Source organism: Shewanella sp. ISS20, assembly GCF_056522965.1.
This window is the reverse complement of sequence record NZ_JAWRZK010000001.1, coordinates 2698361-2724638: the sequence shown is the minus strand read 5'-3', so window position 1 is coordinate 2724638 and position 26278 is coordinate 2698361. Positions and strand designations below refer to the sequence as shown.

26 protein-coding genes and 1 rRNA gene are annotated in these 26278 nt (G+C 47.4%); 19 read left to right on the top strand and 8 right to left on the bottom strand.

All coding sequences use genetic code 11. The features are described 5' to 3' along the window. Positions 1 to 124: 124 nt before the first annotated feature. Together hslO and hslR are read right to left on the bottom strand one after the other, a co-directional pair. Complete coding sequence (gene hslO, locus AC1HDP_RS12350; protein WP_140930070.1) at positions 125 to 982, bottom strand: Hsp33 family molecular chaperone HslO; 858 nt, start codon at positions 980 to 982, stop codon at positions 125 to 127. A 12-nt stretch (positions 983 to 994) separates the two neighbouring features. Further along, positions 995 to 1384, bottom strand: coding sequence for a ribosome-associated heat shock protein Hsp15 (gene hslR, locus AC1HDP_RS12345; protein WP_479638999.1), 390 nt, complete (start codon positions 1382 to 1384; stop codon positions 995 to 997). Positions 1385 to 1661: 277 nt separating this feature from the next. Here hslR and gspC point away from each other — a divergent pair, with 277 nt between their 5' ends. From gspC to AC1HDP_RS12285, 12 genes are read left to right on the top strand one after another with little or no spacing between them, the layout of a single operon-like run. Continuing rightward, positions 1662 to 2573, top strand: a complete 912-nt coding sequence (gene gspC / locus AC1HDP_RS12340; protein ID WP_479638998.1) for a type II secretion system protein GspC — start codon at positions 1662 to 1664, stop codon at positions 2571 to 2573. 26 nt (positions 2574 to 2599) lie between these two features. Next, on the top strand, positions 2600 to 4711 hold the full coding sequence (gspD, locus tag AC1HDP_RS12335) for a type II secretion system secretin GspD (protein ID WP_479638997.1): 2112 nt from the start codon (positions 2600 to 2602) through the stop codon (positions 4709 to 4711). Continuing rightward, entirely contained in the window at positions 4704 to 6275 is a 1572-nt protein-coding gene (gspE, locus tag AC1HDP_RS12330) for a type II secretion system ATPase GspE (protein WP_479638996.1), read from the top strand. The genes gspD and gspE overlap by 8 nt, the downstream gene beginning before the upstream one ends. Positions 6276 to 6278: 3 nt before the next feature. Then, entirely contained in the window at positions 6279 to 7499 is a 1221-nt protein-coding gene (gene gspF, locus AC1HDP_RS12325; RefSeq protein ID WP_479638995.1) for a type II secretion system inner membrane protein GspF, read from the top strand. Positions 7500 to 7540: 41 nt separating this feature from the next. Further along, positions 7541 to 7975, top strand: a complete 435-nt coding sequence (gene gspG / locus AC1HDP_RS12320; protein WP_140930064.1) for a type II secretion system major pseudopilin GspG — start codon at positions 7541 to 7543, stop codon at positions 7973 to 7975. Beyond that, the gene (gspH, locus tag AC1HDP_RS12315) at positions 7975 to 8553 is read left to right on the top strand and encodes a type II secretion system minor pseudopilin GspH (RefSeq protein WP_479638994.1); all 579 of its coding nucleotides are present in this window, start codon (positions 7975 to 7977) and stop codon (positions 8551 to 8553) included. The genes gspG and gspH overlap by 1 nt, the downstream gene beginning before the upstream one ends. Further along, positions 8543 to 8914: a type II secretion system minor pseudopilin GspI gene (gspI, locus tag AC1HDP_RS12310; RefSeq protein WP_168195114.1), complete on the top strand. Its 372-nt coding sequence runs from the start codon at positions 8543 to 8545 to the stop codon at positions 8912 to 8914. The genes gspH and gspI overlap by 11 nt, the downstream gene beginning before the upstream one ends. Then, the gene (gene gspJ, locus AC1HDP_RS12305) at positions 8892 to 9665 is read left to right on the top strand and encodes a type II secretion system minor pseudopilin GspJ (RefSeq protein ID WP_479638993.1); all 774 of its coding nucleotides are present in this window, start codon (positions 8892 to 8894) and stop codon (positions 9663 to 9665) included. The genes gspI and gspJ overlap by 23 nt, the downstream gene beginning before the upstream one ends. Further along, complete coding sequence (gspK, locus tag AC1HDP_RS12300) at positions 9662 to 10720, top strand: type II secretion system minor pseudopilin GspK (protein ID WP_479638992.1); 1059 nt, start codon at positions 9662 to 9664, stop codon at positions 10718 to 10720. Before gspJ ends, gspK begins: the two co-directional genes overlap by 4 nt. Before the next feature lie 34 nt (positions 10721 to 10754). Continuing rightward, positions 10755 to 11948 carry a type II secretion system protein GspL gene (gene gspL, locus AC1HDP_RS12295; RefSeq protein WP_479638991.1) on the top strand — a complete coding sequence of 398 codons (1194 nt, stop codon included), beginning with the start codon at positions 10755 to 10757 and terminating at the stop codon, positions 11946 to 11948. Then, complete coding sequence (locus AC1HDP_RS12290) at positions 11948 to 12427, top strand: type II secretion system protein M (protein WP_479638990.1); 480 nt, start codon at positions 11948 to 11950, stop codon at positions 12425 to 12427. The genes gspL and AC1HDP_RS12290 overlap by 1 nt, the downstream gene beginning before the upstream one ends. A gap of 16 nt (positions 12428 to 12443) precedes the next feature. Continuing rightward, the gene (locus AC1HDP_RS12285) at positions 12444 to 13199 is read left to right on the top strand and encodes a type II secretion system protein N (protein ID WP_479639883.1); all 756 of its coding nucleotides are present in this window, start codon (positions 12444 to 12446) and stop codon (positions 13197 to 13199) included. Positions 13200 to 13315: 116 nt separating this feature from the next. On the opposite strand, the gene yrfG is transcribed toward AC1HDP_RS12285, so the two are convergent. Beyond that, the gene (yrfG, locus tag AC1HDP_RS12280) at positions 13316 to 13987 is read right to left on the bottom strand and encodes a GMP/IMP nucleotidase (protein ID WP_479638989.1); all 672 of its coding nucleotides are present in this window, start codon (positions 13985 to 13987) and stop codon (positions 13316 to 13318) included. Positions 13988 to 14095: 108 nt separating this feature from the next. On the opposite strand from yrfG, the gene nudE reads away from it, so the two are divergent. The 4 genes from nudE to AC1HDP_RS12260 all read left to right on the top strand — a co-directional run bounded on the left by nudE (position 14096) and on the right by AC1HDP_RS12260 (position 17318). Next, complete coding sequence (nudE, locus tag AC1HDP_RS12275; protein ID WP_479638988.1) at positions 14096 to 14647, top strand: ADP compounds hydrolase NudE; 552 nt, start codon at positions 14096 to 14098, stop codon at positions 14645 to 14647. Positions 14648 to 14724: 77 nt separating this feature from the next. Then, entirely contained in the window at positions 14725 to 15537 is an 813-nt protein-coding gene (gene cysQ / locus AC1HDP_RS12270; protein WP_479638987.1) for a 3'(2'),5'-bisphosphate nucleotidase CysQ, read from the top strand. Next, positions 15538 to 15987 (top strand): GNAT family N-acetyltransferase, encoded by a 450-nt coding sequence (locus tag AC1HDP_RS12265; protein WP_479638986.1) that lies wholly within the window; start codon positions 15538 to 15540, stop codon positions 15985 to 15987. A 32-nt stretch (positions 15988 to 16019) separates the two neighbouring features. Continuing rightward, positions 16020 to 17318, top strand: a complete 1299-nt coding sequence (locus AC1HDP_RS12260) for an MFS transporter (protein ID WP_479638985.1) — start codon at positions 16020 to 16022, stop codon at positions 17316 to 17318. Between the two features lie 51 nt (positions 17319 to 17369). Here the strand turns inward: AC1HDP_RS12260 and mnmH are convergent, their stop codons facing one another. The 3 genes from mnmH to AC1HDP_RS12245 all read right to left on the bottom strand — a co-directional run bounded on the left by mnmH (position 17370) and on the right by AC1HDP_RS12245 (position 20719). Further along, positions 17370 to 18467, bottom strand: a complete 1098-nt coding sequence (gene mnmH, locus AC1HDP_RS12255; protein ID WP_479638984.1) for a tRNA 2-selenouridine(34) synthase MnmH — start codon at positions 18465 to 18467, stop codon at positions 17370 to 17372. Further along, a complete protein-coding gene (gene selD, locus AC1HDP_RS12250) occupies positions 18467 to 19507 on the bottom strand; it encodes a selenide, water dikinase SelD (protein WP_140930052.1) in 1041 nt (346 codons plus the stop codon). The genes mnmH and selD overlap by 1 nt, the downstream gene beginning before the upstream one ends. A 102-nt stretch (positions 19508 to 19609) precedes the next feature. Then, positions 19610 to 20719 carry an acyl-CoA desaturase gene (locus tag AC1HDP_RS12245; protein ID WP_479638983.1) on the bottom strand — a complete coding sequence of 370 codons (1110 nt, stop codon included), beginning with the start codon at positions 20717 to 20719 and terminating at the stop codon, positions 19610 to 19612. 136 nt (positions 20720 to 20855) lie between these two features. Here AC1HDP_RS12245 and fabR point away from each other — a divergent pair, with 136 nt between their 5' ends. Then, positions 20856 to 21476, top strand: coding sequence for an HTH-type transcriptional repressor FabR (gene fabR / locus AC1HDP_RS12240; RefSeq protein WP_140933916.1), 621 nt, complete (start codon positions 20856 to 20858; stop codon positions 21474 to 21476). Positions 21477 to 21529: 53 nt separating this feature from the next. Here fabR and trmA read toward each other — a convergent pair whose 3' ends face one another. Further along, on the bottom strand, positions 21530 to 22633 hold the full coding sequence (trmA, locus tag AC1HDP_RS12235) for a tRNA (uridine(54)-C5)-methyltransferase TrmA (protein WP_479638982.1): 1104 nt from the start codon (positions 22631 to 22633) through the stop codon (positions 21530 to 21532). A 132-nt stretch (positions 22634 to 22765) separates the two neighbouring features. Between trmA and murI the strand changes: the two genes are divergently transcribed. Next, on the top strand, positions 22766 to 23584 hold the full coding sequence (murI, locus tag AC1HDP_RS12230; protein WP_479638981.1) for a glutamate racemase: 819 nt from the start codon (positions 22766 to 22768) through the stop codon (positions 23582 to 23584). Here murI and AC1HDP_RS12225 read toward each other — a convergent pair. Continuing rightward, complete coding sequence (locus tag AC1HDP_RS12225; protein ID WP_140933914.1) at positions 23545 to 24000, bottom strand: RNA recognition motif domain-containing protein; 456 nt, start codon at positions 23998 to 24000, stop codon at positions 23545 to 23547. The genes murI and AC1HDP_RS12225 overlap by 40 nt on opposite strands. Positions 24001 to 24663: 663 nt before the next feature. Between AC1HDP_RS12225 and AC1HDP_RS12220 the strand changes: the two genes are divergently transcribed. Continuing rightward, positions 24664 to 26210, top strand: a 16S ribosomal RNA gene (locus tag AC1HDP_RS12220). Positions 26211 to 26278: the final 68 nt, after the last annotated feature.

Sequence of the window (26278 nt, the reverse complement as noted above, 5' to 3'; positions counted from 1 at the left end):
GTGTGAAGTGGGAGGGGCTGTTTGAAATAAATCCAAATAAAACCGCGATGTCAAAGGGTCTTACCAATTTTAGACATAAAAAAACACGCCAATCGAGGCGTGTTTTAGGATGGGGGTCTCGCTGTTATTGCACGTTGGGCGCACTGTGGTTGGAGTAAATACCCGCAACATCAATGGCATCAAATCGGTACTGGCTGTTGCAGTACTCGCAGCCCAGCTCCACATAACCTATGTCATTAACTATCTCGTTAATTTCACTTTGTTCTATGGTGCGAATGGCATTGGCGCTGCGCTCGCGTGAACAAGTGCATTTAAAGCTGACAGCCACAGGATCAAACAAGCGTACTTGTTCTTGATGATATAAGCGGTGCAGTACTTCTTCGGCATCTAAATGCAGAATTTCATCGGCCTTAATAGTGGCAGTGAGCTGGCATAAATGCTCAAACATAGTATTTTCATCAGTCTCTGATGGTAATACTTGCAGCATAATGCCGGCGGCGTGGCTCGCGCTGGTAAATAACCAAATCGCGGTTGGCAGCTGCTCAGATTGCGCAAAGTACTCTTCTAAACACGCAGCTAAGTTCGGCTTATCTAAGGCCACTACGCCTTGATAGCGCTCACCGTGAGTCGGGGTTAAGGTGATAACCATGTAACCTTGACCAAATAATTGCTCTAAGCTGGCATCATCTGCAAGCTCGCCATCCCAGCGCGCTACGCCACGTAATTCTTGCTGGTGATTGGCATTAACTACAGCCATAGAAACCGGGCCATTGCCTTGTAACTGTATGCCTATGTCACCTTCAAACTTAAGGGTGGCCGTTAATAGTGATGTGGCCGCCACTAATTCACCAATCAGTTGTTGCAGTACTTGTGGGTACTCGTGAGTCGACAAGATGTTTTGATAAGTATCTTGCAACTGTACCAGCTCGCCGCGTACATCCGCATTGTCAAACAAATAGCGGTATAAGGTATCTTGAGTCATTGGATCTCGCTTCTATACATCTCTAAAACGCTGCAATTGGCGGCGTTGTTTCTTGTCTGGTTTGGTATCTGGCGCAGGATTATGCAAGATATTTAAGCGTCTTGCTTCTGCGTTGGCTTTAGCCTTTACCTGGCTTTCAGCCGTTTCTTGATAAAGCTCACTGGCAAGGGCGGCGCTTTTGCGGATCCCTGATAATTGAACTATTACGACTTCTTTGATATCAAAGCCTTGCCGTAATCTGATCAAGGCGCCAATCTCAGCATTCTTACTGGATTTGGGGCGCTGGCCGTTGTAATGTATTTTACCACTGTTAATCATCTCTTTGGCGAGCGCTCGAGTTTTATAAAAACGGGCGGCCCACAGCCATTTATCGAGTCTAACAGAGGAATCTTGCTCCGACATTCGTGCCTCCAAACAAGGCCTCTTGGTGCGGGTATTCTGGCAGATTACGGCGGGAATTTCATCATTTGAAATAGCATGTACATTAGTTCAAGGACTTACGACGGGTTTGCCAGTATACTGCCATCGCAAACGTCGCTGGCGCGAAAGTTATCATATTTACCCCAACGCGCCAACAGCCTCCATGTTAACTACTTGTTGCGCGGATAGGGCTTAGGTAGCATGGCATGCCATGCATCAATGTAATTGACAATAGAGGCCTAGCTAGGGTCCGGTGATAATGACACTACTCGAACGTTTATTGGGAAAATTAACTGCCTTACCTATCAGTAAGTTAAATCAGGCTTTGCTGTGGTTACTGCTGGCAGTTATTGCTTATATTAGTGCCCAGCTCAGTTGGAAGCTCATGCCAACCCAAGAGCAAGTCATCCCATGGCAACCTCAGCCAGTCAGCGCGGCTAGCGCCCAATCTCAGCATGATATCAGTGCCTTGGAGCAGTTAAATTTATTTGGTCAACTCAATGCTAAGGCAGAAAAGCCCAAAGTCGTAGAAACCGCCAAGGTGATAGATGCGCCTAAAACCAATTTATCGATTCAGTTAACTGGCGTAGTGGCATCAACCGAGTTGCAAAATGGTTTAGCTGTCATTGAATCTCGTGGTAATCAAGATACCTACAGCATAGGCGACAAGATAGATGGTACTTCGGCCTCACTTAAAGAGGTCTATGCCGATAGGATCATCATTACCAATGGTGGTCGCTACGAAACCTTAATGCTTGATGGCTTAAGCTATACCCCAGCCAGCAATGCTAGTTTACCTGTTGCCACTAAACGGCAAACTCCGATTAAACAAGATAAAAGCAATGATGCCCAATTGGCTTCTGAGCTAAAAGCGACCCGTGATGACGTGCTCGCCAATCCCGGCAAAATCACCGACTACATTGCCATTTCTCCAGTGCGAAAAAATGATGAATTAATGGGATACCGCCTGAACCCTGGCAAAGATCCACAACTATTTACTAGCGCCGGTTTTCAAGGCAATGATTTAGCAAAAACAATCAATGGGTTTGACTTAACTGACATGACCCAATCAATCGAATTGATGGCCCAGCTACCTGAGTTGACCAATGTGTCTGTGATGGTTGAACGCCAAGGGCAACTGATCGAAATATCCTTTAGCCTGCCGCAATGACACACGTTTTAGGGGAAAACAGAACAATGAAAAACTTCCAGTTTCGACGCAAGCTAGTAGCGACCATGCTCGCTGGCGCGGCGATGTTATCGTCGCCAGCTTGGTCTGAACAATATGCTGCCAATTTCAAAGGCACAGACATTAAAGAGTTTATCAATATCGTGGGTAAGAACCTCGATAAAACCATCATTGTTGACCCGACTGTGCGTGGCAAGATTGATGTCCGCAGTTATGACATGCTCAACGATGAGCAGTATTTCCAGTTTTTCCTGAACGTGTTGCAGGTTTATGGCTACGCCATTGTTGAGATGGAAAACAATGTCTTGAAAGTCGTGAAGGACAAGGACGCTAAAGTGTCTGCCATTCGCGTGGCCGATGATGCGGCGCCGGGTGTGGGTGATGAACTCGTGACGCGCATAGTGCCCTTGTATAACACTGAGGCTAAGCAGTTAGCGCCATTATTGCGTCAGCTTAACGATAACGCCGGTGGCGGCAACGTAGTTAACTACGACCCATCGAATGTGTTGATGCTGACAGGCCGCGCGGCTGTGGTGAATAAGTTAGTTGAGATAGTTCAACGCGTTGATAAACAAGGCGATACTGAAACTCAAGTGGTTAAGCTTAAGCATGCCTCTGCCGGTGAAATTGTGCGTATTATCGACAGTTTATATCGCACCAGTGGCAATCAAGCGCAGTTACCAGGGCAAGCGCCTAAAGTGGTGGCGGATGAGCGCATGAACGCTGTGATTGTGAGTGGCGATTTAAAAAGCCGCGAGCGCGTAGTGAGTCTGATTGAAAATCTGGATGCCGAGCAAGCTAGCAGTGGTAATACCAAGGTGCGTTATTTGCGTTATGCCAACGCCGAAGATTTAGTGACAGTATTAACGGGGTTTGCTGAAAAACTGCAGCAAAACCAAGAGGGCGGCGCTCCAGGTAACGGCGGTAATAACCGCGCCCGCAACGAAATCAATATCATGGCGCATACCGATACCAATGCGTTAGTGATAAGCGCAGATCCTGAGCAAATGCGCACGCTTGAAAGTGTGATTAATCAGCTCGATATTCGCCGCGCGCAAGTTTTAGTTGAAGCCATTATTGTGGAAGTTGCCGAAGGCGATGATGTTGGCTTTGGTATTCAGTGGGCCACGACCGCAGGCGGCGGTACGCAGTTTAATAACTTAGGCCCTACTATCGGTGAGATAGGTGCTGGAATTTGGAAGGCCCAAGGTGAAGAAGGCTCGAAAGTGTGTGATGGTACAATATGTACTGAAAATCCACCTAAGCGCGGTGACATTACCTTACTGGCGCAGGCGCTAGGTAAAGTGAACGGCATGGCGTGGGGCGTCACCATGGGTGACTTTGGCGCGCTGATTCAAGCGGTGTCGAGTGATACTAATTCCAACGTACTGGCCACACCTTCTATCACTACCTTAGATAACCAAGAAGCGTCATTTATTGTCGGTGATGAAGTACCGGTATTAACTGGCTCGCAAAACTCATCAAACGGTAACTCTAACCCTTTCCAAACCGTGGAACGTAAAGAGGTCGGGGTTAAGCTTAAGGTAGTGCCGCAAATTAACGAAGGCACCTCGGTTAAGCTCACCATTGAGCAAGAAGTCTCTGGCATTAACGGGAAAACCGGTGTCGACGTGACTTTCGCAACCCGCCGTTTAACTACTACTGTGATGGCTGACTCTGGCCAAATCGTAGTGCTAGGTGGTTTGATTAACGAAGAAGTGCAAGAAAGCGTGCAAAAAGTTCCTTTCTTGGGTGACATTCCGATTATTGGTCACTTATTTAAATCATCGTCATCGGGTCGCAAAAAGAAAAACCTGATGGTGTTTATTAAGCCCACCATTATTCGTGATGGCATTACTATGGAAGGCATTGCCGGCCGTAAGTACAACTATTTCAGAGCCTTGCAGTTAGAGCAGCAAGAGCGCGGCGTTAACTTAATGCCAAACACTAATGTGCCTATCCTTGAAGAGTGGGATCAAGCCGAATATTTATCTGATGAAGTGAATGCGATTTTAGAGCGTTACAAAGAGGGTAAAGGCTTAGCAACGCCTATGCGTCAGACTGATGGCACCTTAAAAGTGTTAGACGAAAACAAACAAAAAGATAAAGTCGATGAGTGATATTCAGCCAAACTCTGGGCTTGCGACTGAGCTTGCCGATGTTAACCAAGACTTGCTGTCAGAGGCCGATATTGATGCGGCCTATGTTAGCAACAGTCGCGACCGTTTGCCGTTTGCTTTCGCCCATCGCTTTGGGGTGACCTTAGATAAGCAAGACGATAAGCTTACCTTGTTTCATCGTAACGATACGCCGCTGGCAGTCTTGCTAGAAGTGCGCCGCTACTCTGGGTGTACCTTGCCCTTGGTTGCTCTACACGATGATGCCTTTGAAGCTAGGTTAACCGCCGCTTATCAAGCTAACTCTTCTGAAGCGCAGCAATTAATGGAAGACATAGGCAATGAGATGGACTTGTTCACCTTAGCCGAAGAGATGCCGCAAACCGAAGACTTACTGGAAGGTGATGACGACGCGCCTATCATTCGTTTAATCAATGCCTTGTTATCGGAAGCCATTAAAGAAGAAGCCTCAGATATTCACATTGAAACCTATGAAAAACAGCTCATTGTTCGCTTCCGTGTCGATGGCATTTTAAAAGAAGTGCTTAAGCCTAATCGCAAGCTGTCATCCTTGTTGGTGTCGCGTATTAAGGTTATGGCAAGGCTTGATATCGCCGAAAAACGGGTGCCGCAAGATGGCCGCATTTCATTGCGTATTGGTGGCCGCGCGGTGGATGTGCGGGTATCGACTATGCCATCAAGTCATGGCGAGCGGGTAGTGCTGCGTTTGCTTGACAAAAACGCCGGCAATCTTGATTTAAAACAGTTAGGTATGACCGAAGGTGTGCGGGTGCGCTTTGATGTGCTTATTCGTAAACCCCATGGCATCTTATTGGTGACCGGTCCCACCGGCTCAGGTAAAAGTACCACACTTTATGCGGGCTTAACTGAGATTAACTCTAAAGATACTAACATCTTAACGGTTGAGGACCCGATAGAATATGAGCTGCACGGCATAGGTCAGACACAGGTCAATACTAAGGTTGATATGACCTTCGCCCGCGGTCTGCGCGCGATTTTGCGTCAAGATCCTGATGTGGTGATGATAGGTGAAATCCGTGACTTAGAAACCGCGCAAATTGCGGTGCAAGCCTCGTTAACTGGTCACTTAGTGATTTCTACCTTGCATACCAATACCGCCTCTGGCGCCATTACTCGTTTGCAAGATATGGGCGTTGAGCCTTTCTTAGTGTCATCGAGCTTACTCGGGGTGCTGGCGCAGCGCTTAATTCGTACCTTATGTCATGAATGTAAGTTGCCCCACACCGCCGATGTGCGTGAGCGTCAGTTGCTTGGCATTGAAGAGGATGCCAGCGATGTCGTGATTTATCGCGCCAATGGCTGCGCTGCTTGTGGGCACAATGGTTATCGTGGCCGTACTGGTATCCATGAGTTATTAGTGGTTGACGATCATATTCGTGAGCTCATCCACAGTGGTCGCGGCGAGCTTGCCATTGAAAAGCATTTGCGTAAACAAACGCCGAGTATTCGCCATGATGGCATGAGCAAGGTGCTTGCTGGGGTCACTACCTTAGAAGAAGTGCTGCGCGTTACGCGCGAGGAATAATAGGTGCCGGCATTTGAATATAAGGCGCTCACCAAACAAGGCGCCCAGAAAAAAGGGGTGATAGAGGCCGACAGTGCTCGTCATGCCCGCAGTCAGCTGCGCGATCAACAGTTGATGCCGTTAGACATTCAACCGATTGCGGCCAAAGAAACCCACACTCGTCAAAGCTTTAGCTGGTTTAAGCCTAAGGTTTCTGTGGCTGAACTGGCATTGATCACTCGCCAAATTGCGACCTTAGTGGCCGCGGGTATTCCCATTGAAGAAACCCTTAAAGCCGTCGGTCAGCAGTGTGAAAAAGCGCGCTTAGCTAGCTTAATCATGGCAGTGCGTTCGCGCGTGGTGGAAGGTTACTCGCTAGCTGATTCCATGGCTGAGTATCCTCATGTGTTTGATGATTTGTACCGCGCCATGGTGGCCTCAGGTGAAAAGTCGGGTCACTTAGAGGTTGTGCTTAATCGTTTGGCAGATTATACCGAGCGGCGCCAACAGCTTAAATCTAAGCTGACCCAAGCCATGATCTATCCCATCATGCTGACCTTAGTGGCCATAGGTGTGATATCGATTTTGTTGGTAGCAGTAGTGCCAGAAGTGGTCGGTCAGTTTCAGCACATGGGGCAAGAGTTACCGACTGCGACGCGCATCCTGATTGCAGCGTCTGACTTTATGCAAAGCTATGGCCTAGCTATGGTGGGCTTAATCCTTAGTGGCAGTTTATTGATGCAAAAGCTGTTGCAAAAGCCCTTGTTTAAAATGAAGTATCATACCTTGTTGCTGAAAATGCCCGTGGTGGGCAAGGTCAGTAAAGGGGTGAATACCGCCCGTTTTGCCCGTACGTTAAGTATTTTATCGGCAAGTTCTGTGCCTTTACTTGAGGGCATGCGCATTGCCTGCGACGTACTGCAAAACGTGCGAGTGCGCGAAGCGGTGGAAGATGCCACGGCGCGGGTGCGAGAAGGAACTAGCTTAGGCGCAGCGCTTGGCAATACTAAGCTGTTCCCACCTATGATGCTGTACATGATAGCGTCCGGTGAAAAGAGTGGTCAGTTAGAGCAGATGCTAGAGCGCGCGGCAGATAACCAAGACAATGAGTTTGAAGCCAACGTCAACATTGCCTTAGGGGTGTTTGAACCTATGTTGGTAGTGTCTATGGCGGCGGTAGTGCTATTTATTGTGCTCGCGATTTTGCAGCCGATATTAGCCCTTAACAATATGATTAGTGGATAGTGATGTTATTTGGCCTCAGGCCTTTATTGGAGAAGTAATCAATGCAAAGAAATACAAGACAACAGGGCTTCACCTTACTGGAAGTCATGGTCGTTATTGTGATCTTAGGTATTTTGGCATCCATGGTGGTTCCAAACCTTATGGGTAACAAAGAGAAAGCCGACCAACAGAAAGCTGTGTCCGACATAGTTGCGCTGGAAAACTCGCTCGACATGTACAAGTTAGATAACAGTATTTATCCAACCACAGAGCAAGGCTTAGATGCCTTAGTGCAAAAGCCAAGTGGTTCACCTGAGCCGCGCAATTATCGTAACGAAGGTTACCTTAAGCGTTTGCCACAAGACCCATGGCGCAACGACTACTTGTTATTAAGCCCTGGCGAAAATGGCAAGATTGATGTGTTCAGTGTGGGCCCTGATGGCCAGGCGGGTACTGAAGATGACATAGGCAACTGGAATCTACAGAAATTTCAGTAATGGCTAATTCTCGCCACCTAGGCTTTACCTTGCTAGAAGTGCTGCTGGTGGTCCTGTTAATGGGGATTGCCGCCAGCGCTGTAACTTTGTCGCTTGGCAGTAACGGCCCACAACAACAACTAGATAAGCATGCCAACCAGTTTATGACGGCCGTGCGCGTGGTGCTGGATGAAGCCATACTCAATGGCCAGTTTTTGGGGGTGGTGGTCGCGCCTGACAGCTATGAATTTGTGGTCTTTCATGAGGATAAGTGGCAAGTTCTCGAGAAAGACCGGCTTTTGAGTAAGCGTGAATTAGAGCCAGAAGTGCAGCTTGATGTGATTGTTGAAGGTATGCCGCTTATCCAAGACGATGAACAAGATAATTCTTGGTTTGAAGAGCCATTTAAAGAGGCTGACGCTGGCTTTGAGCAAGATAAAAAACAGCCCGAGCCACAAATATTATTATTTCCTAGCGGTGAAGTGACGGCCTTTGAAGTGATTTTCTCCACTCGTGGTGATAGCAAAGAGCTTATCCAAGCCAAAGTGTTTGCCGACACTTTAGGCCGAGTGAGTAGGGAGTCCTTGAGTGAAATTTAATAAGGGGATGACCTTATTGGAAGTCATGGTCGCGCTTGGTATTTTTGCGGTGGCGGCGCTCGCTATTACCAAAAGCTTGGGCGACTTGATGGCCAACATGCCGATTTTAGAAGAGCGTACCCAAGCCCAGTGGGTGGCTGACAATCAAATGGTCGATGCGAGATTAGAACCCAACTTTTTGCCTATCGGCAAGAAAGAAGGCACAGAAGAGTTAGCCGGCAAAGAGTGGTTTTGGCGCCGCGAAATAGTCAAAACTACCGATGATAACTTTCGCATGATCCGTATCAGTGTGAGTGATGACCGCCGTTTTGATAGGGTTCATGCCCAAGTGAGTAGTTATGTGGCTAACCCAGACTTATAAACGCAATCTAGCCGGCTTTACTTTGCTGGAAATGCTAATTGCCATCGCGATTTTTGCCTTGTTGGGTTTAGCGTCCAATACAGTGCTGCAAGCTGTGATGAAGAATAATGAAGTCACCAAAGACTTTGCTAAGCATTTGCAAGGCTTACAAATAGGCTTTGGTGCCATTGCCCGTGACTTGCAACAAATGGTGCCGCGCCATCCAAGGGGCGCCGATGGTAGTCGCAGTAATACTGTGCTGCAAGCCGGTAAAGGCTTGTTAGATTCTGATGATGAAGCCTTAGTGTTTTACCGCTTAGGCTGGTTAAATCCTAATGGCTTATTGCCAAGGGGCAGCATTCAGGCCATTGCCTATGTGTTAGTGGAAGGGCGATTAGAGCGCTGGCATTTTCCGTACCCAGATCCAGAAATCGGTACTGAGCCGGTAAAAACCGTGTTGATGGATAAGGTCTTAGCCGTAAATTATGCCTTTTATATCAATGATGCTTGGCAAACTAAGATAGATGGCAATCAAATGCCACTGGCCATTGCCATCTCAGTTGAGCAAGAAGGCTATGGCACTATTCAGCGTAAGTTTTTACTGCCGGAAAACTCATTAGTTAAAAATGATGCCCCGAATAATGACGGTAATGATGCCAACCCCAATGATGGCAACCAGGACGATACCGATCAAAATGGCTCGGGGAGTAATGATACCGATTATAACGGCAATGCCTCAGGCGGTGATGCTGAGGGAGACACTAATACATGAGGCGCGAAGGCATTAAGCGCAGAGACATTAAGCGCACAGTCACTAAGCCCTTATCAACCAAGGGCATTGGCGCCAAACGCCAGTCTGGTGTCGCCTTATTAGTGGTGTTGCTGATAGTCGTAATATTGGCCTCGTTAGCCACAGACATTAGCTCGCGCAATCAATTAGAAGTGCGGCGCACCTTAAATCTGGCGCAGTATGATCAAGCCTATTGGTATGCCATGAGCGCCGAACAGTTAGTAAAAAAGGTACTAAAACAAGATCTTGATGACAGCGATGGCACAGTGCATTTACAGCAATACTGGGCATTAGCCGATGTAGTGTTTCCGGCGGAGCACGGGCAGATCTCAGGCAAGATCACCGACATGCGCTCTTGTTTTAACCTTAATGCCTTGTCGCAGCAGACTAAAGAAGTTGAAAACGGCGCGCCTAAAATGCCCTTACCCACTCGCCAGTTTCAAGCCTTGTTAGTGGCGTTAGGCATGGATGAATTTAGCGCCGAGCGTTTAAGTCATAACCTTAAAGATTATGTGGATGCCGATGATATGGTAAGCCCATCGGGCGCGGAAGATGCTGAATATGAAGCGCGAACTGTGCCTTATCGCGCTGCTAATAATCTATTGCAGCATCGCAGTGAATTACGAGCTGTCATTGGCTTTACCCAAGATATTTATCAGAAGTTGCAGCCTTATGTGTGCGCCATTCCAGGCGATGATCGGCAGTTACTGAACGTTAATACCTTGCAAGCAGAACAAGCGCCATTGCTTGCTGCCATGTTAGATAATCAAATTTCTGTGGGCGAGGCGCAAAACATTATTGGTCAGCGCCCCAATGGCGGTTTTGAGAAGGTAACAGAGTTTTGGGAGATAGGCTCAGTGTCTAATCTGCAGCAAAATGATGTGATGAAGTCGAGCATAGTCGTCGATAGCCAGTACTTCTTGTTGCAGGCTGGGGCCGAGGTCGATGATGCCGTATTTTTAATGGACACAGTATTTAAGCGACAAAGCGGCAATAAGATGGCGGTGATCGCCCGTCAATTTGGTGGACAAAAATAACAATCTTGCACCAATGCAGGAGTGGAGAATAAACGTGAGTGAACGCCTGATAATACGTCTAGGCATAGATAATGCGAGCCCTTGCCATTGGTTGATTTGGTCAGCCGCGGTCAATGAAGTGATCGCCTCTGGTGTTCTGGCAACGCCTGCGCAGTTAACCACTATTAGCGAGCATGCCGCTCATCGTCCCGTTGACGTATTAGTGTCATCGGCAGGCTTAACTTTGACCCAAGTGCATTTGCCACTTAAAGGTCAGCGTCAGGCGCTAAAGGCCTTACCTTTTATGCTGGAAGAAAACCTAGCGGGTAATGTGGATGATATGCATTTTGTGCCATCGGCTCGTGATGGTGATTTACTTGGCGTAGTGGCCGTGAGTCATCAGCAAATGCAACTTTGGCTCACTTGGCTGACAGAGGCTGGCATTACAGCACGAAGCTTATTGGCTGATAGCTTATGCCTGCCATTGGTGGACGGCTGTAATTGGAGCGCCATGGCCTTTGGCGATCAATTATTGCTGCGCACCAATCAAGCCTTAGGCTTTGAATTACCTAACTCTTGGGTACCTTTGGCGTGGGCTAAATTGACTACCAAATTAACTGAGCCGCCAGTTGTGGCCTGCTTTACTGAGTTAGCGTTACCTAATTGCGAGATGCGTGAGCAGCCCCTTGAATTACCTATGCAAGTGCTGGTTTCAGGCATAGCAAGTGCCACTGGCAACTTACTCACTGGTGCTTACAAGCCGCAAAAACACTATGGCGCCGCCTTAAAACGGTGGATCCCGGTAGCGGCTATGGTGCTGCTGGCGCTGGTGTTGTCTTTAGTGGATAAAGGCGTGTCGATTTATCGCCTGAATCAGCAGGCTGAGCAAGTCGAGCAGCAAGTCCAAACCATTTTCACCAAGATGGTGCCAGGCAGTAGCCGCATAGTGAATTTGCGTAATCAGCTCGGTGGCGAACTACGTAAATTGCAAGGCCAAGGCGGTGGTGGCCAGCTATTTGCTATGTTGAGCGAGCTTGAGCCTGTGTTTAAGGCCGTGCCAACCCTTAAGCCGAGTGGTTTGCGGTTTGATAGTCAGCGCAGTGAGTTGCGCTTACAAGTCACCGCCGGCAGTTATGGGCAAATCGAGAAATTTCGCGAGTTAGCCAGTAAGTATTTCAAGGTTGAAGCCGGCGCCATGAATAGCGCGGAACAGTCAGTGACCAGCACTCTGACCTTGAGGAGAATTTAATGCAACAGAGCTTAATGAACTGGTGGGAATCACTAGTGCAGCGTGAGCGCCAAATGGTCGCGGCGGCGGCGGTTATGGTAGTTATAGGCATAGGTTATTGGGGCATATGGAGTCCAATCAATAATGCACTGCAAGACGCCGAGCAGCGTTTGCACACCCAGCAGCAAAATTTGCAGTATGTTAAAACCACGGCCAATCAAATCACCGCCTTGCGACAAGCGGGTGCTAAGGGCGGCAATCGCGGTAGCATCAGCAATATAGTCACTAAAACTGCGGGCGATTTCCAGCTTGAAATTAGCCGGATGCAGCCACAAGGTAAGTCGATTCAATTGTGGATGGATGATGTGCCTTTTAATACCTTAATGAGTTTTCTCGATAACCTAGTACAAGAGCAAGGCTTGTCTCTTGATAGCTTAGATATCAATGAGACCGATGCCCCTGGCGTTGTACAGGTGCGTCGAATCCAGCTGTCGCAATAAGGAACATGCTTTGAAAGTGCTTAAGAAACTAGTAGTGTTTGTCTTGCTGTATCTAGTGTTTATGGTGACCTTGTTCCCAGCCAATGTCGCTATTTCTTGGCTGACGCTGCCCAAAAATATCTCGCTCTCAGGCGTGAGCGGCAGTGTGTGGGCTGGCAAGATAGCGCAGGCGAATATCGATGGTCGCCAACTAGATAATTTGAGCTGGCAATTATTACCCGCGCAATTACTAAAAGGCCAAGCGGCGGCAGATATCATCATAGGTAACCGCGCCTCAGCGGTAAATGGTAAGGCGTGGCTGGGTTATAGCGCGGCGGGCTTAGCCCTTAAAGATGTCAGAATCGAAGCGCCACTTAAATGGATAATAGGTAATACGCGTTTGCCGTTTCGCGCTGAAGTGCAGGGCGATATTACTGTGATGCTCACAGGCTTTAAGCAAGGCACACCTTGGTGCGAAGCGCTTGATGGCAAGGCCTTTGCCTCCGACTTACAAGTCAATAACCAGTTTGGCAAGTATCCACTAGGTGAGCTACAAGTGGCCATGAGTTGCACCGATGGCCAAGTGCAAGTGGCTATGGATGAAGCCACCAATGGCCTTGGGATCTCAGGGACTGCCGTTGTTGGTGACAAGATGCAACTAGTGCTAGATGCCAAGATACGTGAAACAGATACCATGCCAAGCGATCTTAAAAAAGCCTTGAGCTTCTTAGGCCGCAGCGATGATATGGGTTATTACCCACTTAAATTTAATGGCCGCATTCCTGGGCTGTAATTTAATCATGTAGAGACTCTAGGCAAGGCTAACCCTTTGCCTAGAGACCTGATATTCACATCAATATTTCATTCAAACCATTCAAACCATTCAAACACTTATCACAGACCCAGTAACTAGCCATTGGCGCTAAGTAGTGGTAGCAGTAATACTTGATAATCACTGATCGCCTTAAAATCTGTCATCACTTGTGGCGTCTTGTGGGAGTCCGGATTAGTAATTCCGAGCTGAAAACCAATCCCTGCCGCCTTAGCTGCCACTAAGATTTTGGGGCTGTCATCAATAAATAGGCAGCGCTCTGGCACCAAGTCAAACGCCTTAATGGCATATCGCCAAAACTCAGGGCACTCTTTTGCAAAGCCAGTATTATGACTTGAAAGCTGACCTTCTAATTCAGTCCCTAAACCTGTATGGGCTAATTTGAGCGCTAAGTTATCAGGATGCGCGTTAGTGAGTAAGATTCGGCGTTTATTGGTCTGCTTTAAGGCTTTTAAAAAAGGTAAGCTGTCTTGGCGCCATTGAATTTTTGCTGCGGCTTCATGATGCAGGGCTAAAATATCTAAGCCTAAAGCATTGCTCCAATAATCTAGGCAATACCAATCTAATGTTCCAGCCACTTGATGGTAAGCGTTATCAACTAAGGCATGGGCTGCAGTTAGCGATATTTGATGTTTAGCGCTTAGGGCTTGCGGTACTAATTGCTGCCAAATGCAGTTGTCATAATGCAGGTCAAGCAAGGTGCCATCCATGTCTAATAACACAGTATCAATTTGTTGCCATGGAAACATAGGTGTCCTTTGTGATGATCTAGATATTTTCAGTTGTGCAATAGCAGCAGCATAGTAAGATTAGCTAGCAAAAGATAACTCAATTTACCCAGCTCATTAGAGGACACTATGAGTTCAAGGCAAAAGCCAGAAATTCTCCATCGGCAAGTCGTTGCTCATAGTCGTTTGTTTAAGATTGAGCAAATTCATCTCAAGTTCTCCAATCAAGTGGAGCGCGTGTATGAGCGCATGGCAGGTGGCAGCCGCGGCGCCGTAATGGTCGTTCCCATATTAGGTGATGAGCTGTTACTGGGGCGAGAATATGCAGCTGGCACAGATAATTATGAGCTAGGCTTCCCTAAGGGCTTAATTGACCCTGGTGAAGATGCTATTACTGCTGCCAATCGTGAGCTACAAGAAGAAATTGGTTATCAAGCAGGACGCTTAACCTTGCTAAAAGAGCTATCCCTCGCGCCCGGTTATTTTTCCAGTAAGATGCAGATTTTTTTGGCGCAAGACTTAAGTCCAAGCAAGTTAGAAGGCGATGAGCCTGAGCCCATTGAAATTGAAACTTACCCATTAGCGCAGTGGGAGCAGCTGTTAGACAATCCCGACTTTACCGAATCCAGAAGCGTGAGCGCCTTATTTTTAGCGCTTAAGCATCTTAACCATGAGTCTTAATACTCAAGTAGATTAACCCGTCCTATTTTGTGTGAGGTTAAGCGGTTTTGCATTGGCCCTTAACCACTGGAGTAAGCATGCAACCAGAACAATGGCTTGAAGCCGTGATTGAGATAGCCAGTGATGCGGCATCAACAATTAAAGCTATCTATCTTGATGGCTGTTTTGAGCAACAAACTAAACTGGATAACACGCCAGTGACTTCGGCAGACCTTGCTGCGCATCAGTTAATTACCACTCGCCTTAAGGCGTTAACGCCTGATATTCCTGTTATTTCTGAAGAAGACAGCCACCTTCCGCTATCAATGCGAGAACACTGGCCGCGCTACTGGCTGGTGGACCCATTAGATGGCACTGGTGAGTTTATTGCTGGCAGTGGTGATTTCTCGGTGATTATTGCTTTGGTTGAACATAACCGCCCGATCATGGGGGTAGTGTATGTGCCTATGACAGATGTGTGTTACTACGCCATTGCTGGCCTTGGCGCTTATAAGCGTGCCGCCAATCAAGAAATCCGCATTCAAACTCGCACTCTAGCGCAAGGCCAAAAGAGCAATATGCGCTTGGCCGTGAGTCGCCGCCAAGATCCGCAGTCAGTGCTTAAGCTATTTTCTAACCCTAAACATTGTGAGTTAGTCGTCATGGGCGGCGCCGCCCTTAAAGCTTGCTTAGTGGCTGAAGGTCGCGCCGATTGTTATGTACGAGTTGGCCCTACAGGTGAGTGGGATACAGGCGCGGCGCAAATTATTGTCGAAGAAGCGGGTGGCCAAATTATGGATATTAGCTTGTCGCCCTTGAGTTACAACGAAAGAGAAACCATGGAAAACCCTAATTTCATCGTAGTAGGCATGCCGTCTTTACCTTGGGATGAAATATTGCAGGAGCAATAAGTGACGAATATTTTTTTACCTGTGGCCGAAAAATCGGATCTCGCAGCAATTTTTGCGCTAGAGCAGCAAGTGTTTGGCCATCATTCTTATCCTGACTTTTTCTTTCGCCAAGTGTTTGATTGTTGGCATGATGGCTTAGTGCTGGCTAAAGATGAGCAGGCTAACTTAGTCGGTTATCAATTAGCGGTGAGGGCATCGGATCCTAAAGATTATTGGATTTTATCCTTAGCCGTCGCCACCTCTTATCAAGGCCGCGGCATAGGAAAGCAACTAATTAATGCGGGTATTGCTAAGGCGCCTGCTGGAGTTGAGCGCATCTTATTAACTGTGTCACCCACTAACCCCGCGCGCCACATGTACGCTGCCCAAGGGTTTGTGGAAATAGCCTTTGAGGAGGACTATTTTGGCCCAGAACAGGCGCGATTAGTGATGGTGCTGACGCTCACTTAAGTCCTTATCATCACGCGTTAAAGGATACACGGATGTTTTTCAGTCGACGTTTTTTTCCCTATTTTGTCGTGCAGTGCCTTGGCGCCCTTAATGATAATGTCTTTAAAAATACCCTGTTGTTAATGGTGGCTTGGGCCAGCATTAACGACTTGCCTATGCCTATCGACGTATTTGTAAATTTAGCGGCCGCGTTATTTATCCTGCCATTTTTGCTGTTTTCAGCCCATGCAGGCTATATCGCCGATGGCCATGATAAGGCGTGGTTGATCCGCTGGCTTAAAGCCATAGAATTTGTGCTTATGTTAGCTGGCGCTGTGGCGATTATGACCCACAGCTATGTGTGGATGCTGGCATTACTGTTTTTGATGGGCACCCAATCGGCTTATTTTGGCCCAGTAAAATACGCCTTATTACCGCAATCACTGGCAAGTAGTGAATTAGTGCGCGGCAATGCTTGGGTGGAGGTCGGCACCTTTCTTGCTATTTTAGCTGGCACTATTGGCGCTGGGGTAATGATGGCAAGCAGTAACGCTGCTGTGTTAAGTGCATCCGCCGTCGTTGTCTTTGGCGGCATAGGTTGGTTTGCCAGTTTAGCCATAGCGCCTTTACCGCCATTAGCGGCGGCAAGTGCTAACAGCCATCAAGGCTATTGGCGCTTATTGCAAAGCGTTAAAGCGCAAAGCAATATCTTTACGGCAGTGCTTGGCATTAGCTGGTTTTGGTTTGTGGGCGCCATTTATCTTACTCAGTTTCCGAATTTCACCCGTTTATTTTTACATGCCAATCCTGGGGTGGTGTCATTACTGTTGGCGCTATTTTCCATTGGCATAGCTAGTGGCTCATTTATGTGCGTCAAGCTTGCTAAAGGGCAGATTGAATTAGGTTTATTGCCAATTGGCCTTTTGGGCTTAGTCGTATTCGGGCTGGATTTAGTCTGGGCAGTGCAGGGCGTAAACCCGCTCGCTAATGGCGAGTTGTATGTTGCGAGCGACTTTATTCAAAGCAGCAGTCACTGGCGCTTAATGGTGGATTTATTTATGGTGGGGCTGAGTGGCGGCATTTATATTGTGCCGCTGTATAGCTTCATTCAAGCGGAGGCGCGGCCATCGGAGCGCGCGCAAGTGATAGCAGCGAATAATATTTTGAATGCCATCTTTATGATTGCCTCGGCCTTAGTAGCGATTGTGTTGCTGCAAGTGCTGGAACTTAGCATTGTGCAATTGTTTGCTATTACTGCATTGATGAATCTGCCAGTGATTTATTTACTCTGTTTAACTAAGCCCAAGTTTAAACGGGCGGCGCTGAGTTATTTACGCGGAAGTAATCGCTAGATAAGTGTAAACAGCGGTAAAAATAACGCCCTCAGATGAGGGCGTTAGTGTTTATTTGGTTTGTTCATCGAGCCACTGATGCATATCTGCATGGCTGCCTTTGAACTTAACTCGCGGCGCTTTTTCTTGCAGCTGGTATTGATACATAGGGTCGTAATAGATATCGAGCAGTAAGGATATCCAAGCTAAATGCCCAGACGTATCATTGCGTGACAGCTGTAAATCTAAGGCGCTAGCAATAATCTGCTGGAACTCAGCATATTGCTTGCCGCCTAAGCGCTTTTTAATGCCAGTAATACTTTGCTCAAGATAGCCGCTAAAGGCGATAAAGCCTTGCTCTTCACCTAAACGCTCAACGTAACCTTGGTGCATGATATGCACGTAGTCATTAAGTAAGCGTTGTAAGCGCGCATCCTGACATTCTTCCAGCACTAACACATCGGCTTGCTGCATCTTTTCATAAAAGCTTTGTGGGATAGCCGAGCGGCCAATCAAAAAGCTTTCATCTTCCAGTAAAAGTGATGAGCAAGCGCGCTGTTGATGCTTTAATAGCGCCACAGCTAAGTTGTTCTCAAAATTAATCTGAGTTGGCTGCGGTTCATGCTTCTTACCGAAGCTTGAACCTCTGTGATTAGCTATGCCTTCAAGATCAACCGCTTCTTGGCGCTGCAGTAAAAAATCTGTCTTACCTGAACCTGTGATGCCGCTTAATATCTGCATAGACTGCTGTGGCACACTATCGATGACACCAATCAAATATTGGCGCATGGCCTTATAGCCACCTTCAACATAAGCAACATCCACCCCAGCGTCTTTTATCCACTGCTGAGTAATGCGTGAGCGTTGGCCGCCACGAAAACAGTTGATGTAGGCATCGGGATTGGCCTTGATAAAATCCAGCCACGCATCAACGCGCTGCTGCTTGAGCTTGCCTCTGACCAGTTCATGGCCGAGAGCGAGCGCAGCCTCCGGGCCTTGTTCTTTATAGCAAGTACCGACTTTATGGCGCTCGCCATCGCTCATCAAGACCAAATTGACTGAGCTTGGGAATGCGCCCTTGATGAATTCAATCGGAGCCCGAGTATCAATCAGCGGTCGGTCCTCGAGGAAGATATCCCGGTACTGACTCGCTGGAATGACTTGACTCATTATTTGAGCTCCACAGTCGTGGTCGCGCTGTCTGCTGGCAGTAAGCTACCGATACAGATAGGAGCAATGCCTTCTGCGGTCAGTAAGTTAATCAATTCAGCTTCGCCTTCTGCTGAGACTGCTACTAACAAGCCGCCACTGGTTTGTGGATCGCACAGCAGTGCTTTTTGCTGCTCAGTCAGGCTTGGCAGGTGCTCACCATAGCTATCAAAGTTGCGATGGGTGCCACCAGGAATGCAGCCAAGATCCAAATAATGTTGGGTCTTAGTCAGCAAAGGCAATGCCGCCATATCAATTTGCGCGCTAACATTGGCGCCGTGACACATTTCTAGCAAGTGACCCGCAAGACCAAAGCCTGTGACATCTGTCATGGCATTTACGCTGCTTATTTTAGCTATCTTGGCGCCAACCTTGTTTAACTGGCACATAGCTTCTGGTGCTATATGTAAGTCTTCATCGGCCAATTTCTTTTGCTTCTGCGCTGTGGTCAAAATGCCCACACCAATCGGCTTAGTCAGATATAAGCGATCGCCCGCTTGCGCGGTATTGTTTTGCTTTAATTCAGTTAATGGGATTTGACCAGTAACCGCTAAACCAAAAATTGGCTCAGGGGCATCAATGCTGTGGCCACCGGCAAGAACAATACCCGCATCGGCGCAGGCTTGACGTCCGCCATCAACAACTTGCTGAGCAACTTCCGCGCTGAGCTTATTCACTGGCCAGCCTAAAATCGCAATCGCCATGATAGGTGTGCCACCCATGGCATAAATATCACTGATGGCGTTAGTGGCAGCAATGCGGCCGAAGGTAAAAGGGTCATCGACAATCGGCATGAAGAAGTCGGTAGTGCTGATAATGCCGGTTTCATCATTTAAACGATAAACCGCGGCATCATCACGACTTTGATTACCAACTAACAAGTTAGGATCTTTAAATTCAGGGAGTTGCGAGCCTAAAATGGTGCTCAGAACTTTAGGAGAGATTTTGCAACCGCAACCAGCTCCATGGCTATATTCGGTTAATTTGATATTACTTGCCATTGCAGACACCTGTAAGCGGAATATTATGTCGAACATAATAGCCAGATATAGGCGTCATGCAACTTAGGCTTGTAAATAAGCGGCCTAGCACAAGGTCTGTGGTTAGAAAGGAAGCTCCCGCGTCACCCGCTGCCAATGCTTAAATTTATGCGTCAAATTAATCCGCAGTTCGGCTACTTCTTGCTTTAAATCGCAATAGCTGAGGGTTTGCCGTTTAGCGTCCAGCAAGGCTTTCTTTGCTTGGTAGTATGCAATAAGTGCTTGTTTTATATCTTCATATTCATTATCAAGCTTGCTGATCCACACTTCGCCATTCGGCAATTTGGCTAGCTGAGTTTGCGCCTGCTTCAGCTGCATTTCTAGCTTGGCGGTTTCAATGCGCTCTTGCGGTACTTGGCGCAGATCTTTAGCCAGACCGCAATATGAAAATAGCTTAATTAACCACTTGGTGGGATCGTACTGCCACCAGTGAATGCCATTGCGATAATCATATTCAAAGATGTGATGAAAATTATGGTAACCCTCACCATAAGTTAACAGCGCGATTAAACCATTGTCCCGCGCGGTATTTTTATCTGTATATGGCTGTTTGCCCCAAATGTGGGCCAGCGAGTTAATGAAGAAGGTGCAGTGGTGCACTACCACTAAACGTAAGAAACCAGCCATGAGCAACATAGAGAGCATATCGCCATTGAGCCAGCCCAAGAACAAAGGCAGGCCAAGATTCATCACCAATAACAGGCTGACATAATGCTTATGTTGCCACATGACTATCGCATCATTTTGCAAGTCTTTGACGTTGCTGTAGTCATGATAACGCTGGTGTTGGTATTCCCGTAGCATCCAACCTATGTGGCTGTACCAAAAGCCCATTTTGGCGGAATAGGGGTCTCTATCATTATTATCGACATGCTTATGATGAATGCGATGATCGCTGCACCAATGTAATGCACTGTTTTGTAAGGCCAGCGCCCCGCCGAGAGCGTAAATCACGCGGATGACTGGGTGAGCTTTATAAGTCTTGTGGGACCAGAGTCTGTGATAACCTGCTGTGATAGATAAACCACTGAAAAATGCCAGCACGATAAATGCCAGCCATTCCATACCATCGAAGCCATGGGTGATGGCACGCCAAGGAACGAAAATAAAGGCAATGGCGAAAGTGATTGAGAAGATTAGAACATTGATCCAAATAATCGGGGGTTTGCGCATCAAGGCTTCCATGTTGAATGAGCGTACATCTGTAAGCTAATTTAGCCTTTGTTCGATTTTCGGTCAAGACTGAGGGCTGTGTTTACTCAATAAAAACGGTATCATTCGCTAAATCAATATCAATATGGAAGACAGCATGGGGATCCGCGCGCAGCAAAAAGAGAAGACACGGCGAGCATTAGTGGATGCCGCATTTAATCAATTAAGTGCGGAGCGGAGTTTTTCTAGCTTGAGTTTGCGTGAAGTCGCTCGTGAGGCCAATATTGCGCCCACTTCTTTTTATCGCCACTTTAAAGACATGAATGAATTAGGTCTGACCATGGTGGATGAGGGCGGCTTAACCTTGCGCCAGATGATGCGTAAAGGGCGCCAGCGCGCTGAAGCGGGTGGGAGTGTCATTCGGATTTCAGTGGAAACCTTTATGGAAGTGCTGGATTCTAACCCTAACGTGTTTCGTATTTTGCTGCATGAACGCTCAGGCACCTCGGCAGCCTTTAGAGCCGCAGTAGCCCGTGAAATCGAGCACTTTATTTCTGAACTGACGCATTATATTGAAGCGTCCACTGGCCGTTCTCCTGATTTAGCCCGCGCTCAAGCAGAAGCTTTAGTGACGCTGGTGTTTAATGCTGGCGCTGCGGCCTTAGATATGAAGCGAGTCGAGCGTAAAATCTTGGCCGAGCAATTGGTGATGCAACTGCGTATGGTCGCCAAAGGCGCAGAAATGCTGCAGCTTAGAATTACAGGTACTGCTGTATAAAAGGAGCCGTAGGGCTCCTTTTTATGGTGTTTTAATATTTACGCTAGTTTCGATTAGGCAGATTTGCGCACCAATAACACGCCACATTCTTTATGGTGGGTATATGGGAACTGATCGAACAGGGCAAACCGTTTAACGTCATGGGTTTGGGTCAGCACTTTCAGGTTATCTTTTAAGGTGTCTGGATTGCATGAAATATACAAAATGCGCTCATACCCTTGCACTAATGCTACCGTATCTGGATCTAGGCCCGCCCGTGGAGGGTCAACAAATATGGTGTTGCACTGATAACTCTTAAGATCGATATCCTTTAAGCGCGTGAATTGACGGCCGTGATTCATAGCTTCGCTAAAATCTTCAGCCGACATACGGATAATTTGCAGGTTATCTATATTGTTGATGGCGATATTGTACTGCGCCGAATCCACAGACGGTTTAGCAAGCTCAGTGGCTAATACCCGATTAAAGTTTGGGGCTAATGCGATAGAGAAGTTACCGTTACCGCAATACAGCTCTAATAAATCGCCTTGGCTATCTTGAGTCACATCAATTGCCCACTCCAACATGTGCACTGATACGCCAGCGTTAGGTTGAGTAAAGCTATTCTCGATTTGCTTGTACTTTAATACCTTGCCTTTGACTTCTATGGCTTCAACCACAAAATCTTTATCTAAAGTGATTTTCTGTTTGCGGGCACGGCCAATCAAGTTGACGTTAAATTGCTGCCCTAGTCTAGCTTTCAGGGCTTCAGCCTCTTGCTGCCATTCGCTATCAAGCTGGCGATGATAAAGCAGAGATACCAATATTTCGCCGCTAACCGTAGAAAGGAAATCCACTTGAAAGAGCTTATGACGTAAAGCTTTGTTCGGGCGTAATTCAGCCATCAGCGCCAACATCATGTCATTAATCAGCTTGCTAGCGGGTAAGAACTGATCGCATCTTACTTTTTGCTGGGTTTCGTTATCAAACATGTAGTAATACAAGTCTTCACCTTCATGCCATACACGAAACTCGGCGCGCATACGGTAATGAGCCGGTGCAGAAGCAAATGCTTGGATTTGTGGTGGTGAGAATTCTGCGAAATCAGCCGACAGCTGCTTAATTTTATCATCGAGTTGTGTTTGGTAGCTGGCTGGATCGAGCGCGGCAAAATTCATAAGGTGGTACCATAGACATTATATTGGGGCGCAAATAGTATACTAGCTGGTGAACTTGTCCAGTATCGGCTTTTGCGCTTTATGGATTGCTGTGGGAAAATCACCGTCTTGTGCAAATATCTGGAACCTACTTTGTCTCAGCCTATTTTAGTGTTCGACTCCGGAATTGGTGGCTTATCGGTACTTGCTGAAATTCAGCGATTACTCCCAAGCGAGAACTATCTCTATGTATTTGATAATGCCCGCCTGCCTTATGGTGAACTGGCAGAACAAGTACTTATCGATGGCTGCGTTGCCTTGATTTGCGAACAAGTAGCAAGGACTAACGCCAAATTAGTGGTAGTGGCTTGCAACACGGCGAGCACCTTAGTGTTGCCGCCGCTGAGACAAAAACTATCTATTCCCGTGGTTGGTGTAGTTCCTGCCATTAAGCCCGCTGCCAAACTTACGGTTAATGGCCGCATTGGTTTATTGGCAACGCCTGGAACCATTAAGCGCGCTTATACTCGGCAATTGATTGAGCAATTTACTCCGCACTGTCAAGTTAGCTTATATGCCTCATCTGAATTAGTGATGATGGGGGAGGCTAAGCTTGCTGGGATTCCTGTGGATCATAAGCAACTAGCAACTATCCTAGCGCCAATGCTTAACGATAATATTGATACCTTAGTTTTGGGGTGCACCCATTTCCCACTCTTGAGCGATGAAATCTCCAGTGTGCTAGGTGATAAAGTACGGCTATTGGATTCTGGCGCGGCAATTGCGAGGCGGGTAGTGAGCTTGCTTGAGCAAACAGACAATAAGCTTAAGATAAATCAACAAGCAGAACTGGTTGGCATATATACAAGCATGCAAATCAGTCCTGGCTTGCTGCACGGTTTACAGCGTAAAGGCTTTAGTCGAGTGACTGCTTATGACGCCATCTCAGCTTTTTCAGCTTCCGAATCTTGAGTTTTCGCTTCTCTAACTTTAATGGTGCGTTCTTGGAATAACGCATCATTTAAAGTTTTCATTGCAGACTTAGCGCCCTTATCTGACATCTCAACGAAGCCAAAGCCTTTACGGCGACCCGTTTTACGATCTCTCACCAAACGCACACTGATAACCGGGCCGTGCTGGCTAAATAATTCTTCAACCTCAGACTCGCGTACTTTATAAGGCAAGTTACCTATATAAAGAGTCATAGTTGGACCGCTATAGCTTTCGTTAGAAGACGCTTGTGAGGCAGAATTAATATTGTAAATAATAGCAACTAGAATAACGCCAAGAATGTAGGCCATTGCTGGATGAATTGCTGGCAGGAATTGATAAAAAACAACTGCACCTATTACTGCGACGATAACAGTCAGAAGTAATGACTTAGACATAGAAAAATCTCTGATTAAGTGAAAGAGAAATAAAAATTCTGTTAATAACCTGCCTATCTTAATAAAATGTATGAAATTAAACCAGAGTATTGGTGTTTTTTCAGGCATTATTGCCAAATATGTCGATATCGACCCATTTGGCGTCTATGTTTGCCCTCATGATCCATCCTAATAAAGTCAAAAACGTCCATTTTTGCTGGCTAATAAAACAGGTTGCTGAAAACGTGAGCGCTTGATTGGCGTTTGCGTAAATAAGGGTTGCGCTTAACGCTCGCTTCTCTATAATCCACAACCACTGACACGGCAGACTTGGTAAAACAAGTTGTAAGCGTCGGACAAGTGTTGAGTTCAATAGTAATTCAAAGCTTGGGAGTCAACGAGTTAGCGAGTTTTTCATTAGTGAAAAACATCAAAAAAACACTTGACGCTGAATTGAGGGTGTGTAGAATACGCAGCCCTGACCAGTGAGAAATCACGGTCACGTTCTTTAACAATTTATCAGACAATCTATGTGGACATTCACAGTAGTTGCTAAATCGACAACGATTTAAAACGTCTCACAAGAGACTTCAACGAAGATGTCCGCATAACATGCAAATTCGGTAATTTATCATCGAATCGACAGAATTCATTGAGCAGGACCTTTGGGTCCGAACAAAACTTTAATTGAAGAGTTTGATCATGGCTCAGATTGAACGCTGGCGGCAGGCCTAACACATGCAAGTCGAGCGGCAGCGGGAAGTAACTTGTTACTTTGCCGGCGAGCGGCGGACGGGTGAGTAATGCCTGGGAATTTGCCCATTTGTGGGGGATAACAGTTGGAAACGACTGCTAATACCGCATACGCCCTACGGGGGAAAGCAGGGGAGCCTTCGGGTCCTTGCGCTGATGGATAAGCCCAGGTGGGATTAGCTAGTAGGTGAGGTAAAGGCTCACCTAGGCGACGATCCCTAGCTGTTCTGAGAGGATGATCAGCCACACTGGGACTGAGACACGGCCCAGACTCCTACGGGAGGCAGCAGTGGGGAATATTGCACAATGGGGGAAACCCTGATGCAGCCATGCCGCGTGTGTGAAGAAGGCCTTCGGGTTGTAAAGCACTTTCAGTAGGGAGGAAAGGTTGACGGTTAATACCCGTTAGCTGTGACGTTACCTACAGAAGAAGGACCGGCTAACTCCGTGCCAGCAGCCGCGGTAATACGGAGGGTCCGAGCGTTAATCGGAATTACTGGGCGTAAAGCGTGCGCAGGCGGTTTGTTAAGCGAGATGTGAAAGCCCCGGGCTCAACCTGGGAATTGCATTTTGAACTGGCAAACTAGAGTCTTGTAGAGGGGGGTAGAATTTCAGGTGTAGCGGTGAAATGCGTAGAGATCTGAAGGAATACCGGTGGCGAAGGCGGCCCCCTGGACAAAGACTGACGCTCATGCACGAAAGCGTGGGGAGCAAACAGGATTAGATACCCTGGTAGTCCACGCCGTAAACGATGTCTACTCGGAGTTTGGTGTCTTGAACACTGGGCTCTCAAGCTAACGCATTAAGTAGACCGCCTGGGGAGTACGGCCGCAAGGTTAAAACTCAAATGAATTGACGGGGGCCCGCACAAGCGGTGGAGCATGTGGTTTAATTCGATGCAACGCGAAGAACCTTACCTACTCTTGACATCCAGAGAATTCGCTAGAGATAGCTTAGTGCCTTCGGGAACTCTGAGACAGGTGCTGCATGGCTGTCGTCAGCTCGTGTTGTGAAATGTTGGGTTAAGTCCCGCAACGAGCGCAACCCTTATCCTTATTTGCCAGCACGTAATGGTGGGAACTCTAGGGAGACTGCCGGTGATAAACCGGAGGAAGGTGGGGACGACGTCAAGTCATCATGGCCCTTACGAGTAGGGCTACACACGTGCTACAATGGTCGGTACAGAGGGTTGCAAAGCCGCGAGGTGGAGCTAATCTCACAAAGCCGATCGTAGTCCGGATTGGAGTCTGCAACTCGACTCCATGAAGTCGGAATCGCTAGTAATCGTGGATCAGAATGCCACGGTGAATACGTTCCCGGGCCTTGTACACACCGCCCGTCACACCATGGGAGTGGGCTGCACCAGAAGTAGATAGCTTAACCCTTCGGGGAGGGCGTTTACCACGGTGTGGTTCATGACTGGGGTGAAGTCGTAACAAGGTAGCCCTAGGGGAACCTGGGGCTGGATCACCTCCTTACCTATGCGATTTAGCATTACTGTTGAGTGTTCACATAGATTGTCTGATAGAAGATAGAGAATATTGCG